This window comes from Schlesneria sp., assembly GCF_036405755.1.
GTDB classification, from domain to species: domain Bacteria; phylum Planctomycetota; class Planctomycetia; order Planctomycetales; family Planctomycetaceae; genus Schlesneria; species Schlesneria sphaerica.
Map to the genome: position 1 here is coordinate 1 of NZ_DASWWZ010000129.1, position 3,140 is coordinate 3,140.

Sequence of the window (3,140 nt, forward strand, 5' to 3'; positions counted from 1 at the left end):
CCATTCGTGTACTTGGGAGGAAGCCCGCCACTCACGCCGACCTTGACCCCGTTCACAAAGCTTTCACAGGAATTATCGACGTTCTCAACAAGCAGAAACGCTCCTCGCCCCGCCCAGGTTTCAGGAATCTTGACCTCGCAACGGAACCAGGCAAAACCATCATAGCTCTCAAGTCCCGGCTGCTTTTCCCACAAACCAGGGACGGTAAATGAGACCCAGGGAGAGGGAACGTCTTCGGGTCCCTGCTGAGCGACACCGGCAGCCGCAAATTGATCGTCGGTCGGAACGGCGATATCCGCAGCCCAGCAGATGGCGTTCAGCAACAACCGCTGAAACACAGGTAGACCAAAATCGTCTTTGTGACCCAGCGACGTGTAAAACGTGCGGCCCCCATCCTGCCGTTTAAACGTCCAGGCGACCGGTTCCTGTTTCTCAAGCCCTTCCACCCGGCCTCGTAGAAGTTCCATTGAGTCCTTCGGCAGGGGAGAATTCAAGTAGAGCGTTCCAGCGCTGGGAAATTCGTCGGTCGGTAGACCGGTCAGGATCGGATGCGTCACCCCCTCCGGAATCTGAATCAGGCTTTTGGACTCGTTCGCGGTATGCCCTTGATAGTTGCCACCGATCACTTCGCGATCAAATTCAGGCCAGGCCTCTAGCTGAACCTGAGAATCACTCGTATCGGCGACCCCGCTGCGGAGCGAAAACGCGTGACTGGCCGTGCGAATCCCGACGACCGGCTTACCGGCTGACACGTACTTCCGGATGAACTCCAATTGCGCTGGCGGCAGCGGCCGACGACGGACACTGACCAGCAGGACATCGGCATCATCCACCTGATCGATGCCCGGTAGATCGAACTTATTGAAGAAATCGTTGAAGACGAAGCTGACGCGAAAATCTTTCTGCAGATACTTGCCAGCAAATATCGGCAGAGTCTCTTCGGTCCGATATTCGTCCTCTGCCGCAAGAATCACGACATGAGGCCGCTTGTCGGCCCCGAATCGAAACGGGATCTTTCCCAGAAAGTCGCTGCTGGTGATCGTGGGACACCAGTATTTCTCGATGTGCTCAACAACCAGATCCGTGCCGGAAAAGTGGCTGACGAAAGGCTTCATCGCCGGGTTGTACATGGTGTCAGTCATGTCCCGCATGAGCACCACGTTCATCCCCTGATAGACCATCTGCCGAATCGAAAAGGGACGCCCAAGCACACACATGTTGGTGTGTACCCCCATGACAATCACATTCTCGATTCCCCGGCTCCGCATCAGGCGATAGGCCTCGTCAGAATCGGTGATCGCGTCGTCGGCGTGAATCTCGATGTCCGCAATCTGACGCGACCAGGCACGATAATTTTTGACCGGTTCAGCACAGTCGCACCCTCCGTCGCTGTCATCGATCGGCAGCGGTGCTTCTCGGGTCAAATCAATCTTGCACCACCGCTCAAGCGGTCGCTTCGTTTCCACCCTCGGCGCGTCCTGAGCCCGCTTCCGCTGCGGCGTATCCTTGTAGAAGTCCATCGTGTCACTGGGACAGTGGATGATGAACACCCCCAGGGACCGGGCTGCCTGAATCACCTCATTCATGTGAGGTGCCATTTCCGCCACACGCGTGGTCGACTCGGGACACCAGTGCTGATCCCACATATCACAGACGACAATGGCCGTCTTCCGGGGATTCCAGTCCGTCGGAGTGGTCACGGTATGCCAGCGTTTTAACTTGGGTGCCACTTCAACCCGATTCCGCAGGTTCAGCCGGATTGTGGTCGCCTCATCGGCCAGCGTCAGGCCGGCAACCCCTGCAAAACAGATCCACCCCACCAGGAATCGCAAAACGACACGCATGAGAATCTCCGGATACCTTCAACCAGAACATCAATGCAGTCTGATGGGAACATCATCGAAATACCAGCGAAAGACGATGCGTAGCGCCGTCGGTGGCTTCTATTTCCCGCAGAGGCCTCGCAACAATCGTGAATGGGAACAACAGATCAGACGTCAATTTCAGCGAGCGGCCGAGCCCCTCCAGGTAGCACCGGTAGACCGACGCGCCGGGCTATCGGGGTGCATAGCATCAGAGGCAGCCACCGCCCCCCTGATGGTCTAGATTAAGTTCTGTGAATGGAAGGCTCGGCCGCTTCCCGGAATCCGCTGGCCACCCGGGCCAGTCACACGAAAACTGCTTAAACCCTGATCGTTGCGGCACATGGGACTGGCCAACCGGCTGGCCAAATCTGGCCAGCTGGCCAGCTGGCCAGCCCGTCTCCCTCAAACGGCTTCGGCTTTCACCACAATTCATCCGAATGCCAGCACCGCCATCTGGCGTTGCTGCGGCGTCCCACCACTGTGTCTGAACCCTCCTCTTGCCATCACAAGTCCCGTCCACGCATCAAACTCCGATTCCTGACTCACCTGTCTCTCACTTCCCTCGCAACTTCCCTCGCAACTTCCCGCTGGCTGCCGAACGGTCGCCGTCGCTGCTGCTGTCACCGTCCGCATCCTCCTCCAAATCGTCCTGGTGCTAATCCAGTCTTGCTGCGGATCAAGAAACGTCGATTGGCCAGTAAGTATGGACAGACGGCACCCCTCACATCACCATCAGACCTATTCGGTGCGGCTCTGCGGCCCGACCACCTCGTTCCTCTTTCTCCCTATCCGGCAGCAGACTGACCGTCAAAAGCAGTGTCAGCAACAATCAGCCACATCGCGAGCCCAAACATCCAAACCTCTGGAATCAGACTCGGGAATCAACGAAGAGCGAACAACCAGTCTCGTGGGACAGCGGGACTGCCTGCACAACGCAACTTCGCCCCAATGTCTGCTCCGCACCAAACTGAGAGCATGTGGTCTCCCCCGCCCCCTGTGGTCTCCCCCGCTCCCAAGTCCACTCCCAGTTCGGCCCTCCTGTCGCGGAACGACAGGGCTACATCGGGCCAGATCGAACCGACTCCACCAAAGTAGTCCTGACGGTCCCTCGGCAGGGTTACCGAATCGACACAAACCCTTGTAACGCCGCCGAACCTCAATCCAAAGTACAGGCCGAAAATGAAAAGCGAGTCGTGACACTGGACAGTGTCCCCGTGTCCTACGCCCCACGGAATTGCTGTCTCGGTGCGCGAACCGGGAGTCCCCAAACCGAGA

General features: G+C 57.8%; 2 protein-coding genes. Both read right to left on the reverse strand.

All coding sequences use genetic code 11. The annotated features are described in order from the left end of the window. A partial coding sequence (locus VGE80_RS04420) for a ThuA domain-containing protein (RefSeq protein ID WP_440591809.1) occupies positions 1-1,844 on the reverse strand: 1,844 nt, incomplete at its 3' end. Positions 1,845-2,746: 902 nt separating this feature from the next. After that, the coding region (locus VGE80_RS04425) for a hypothetical protein (RefSeq protein WP_440591810.1) at positions 2,747-3,140 on the reverse strand (394 nt) is incomplete at its 5' end.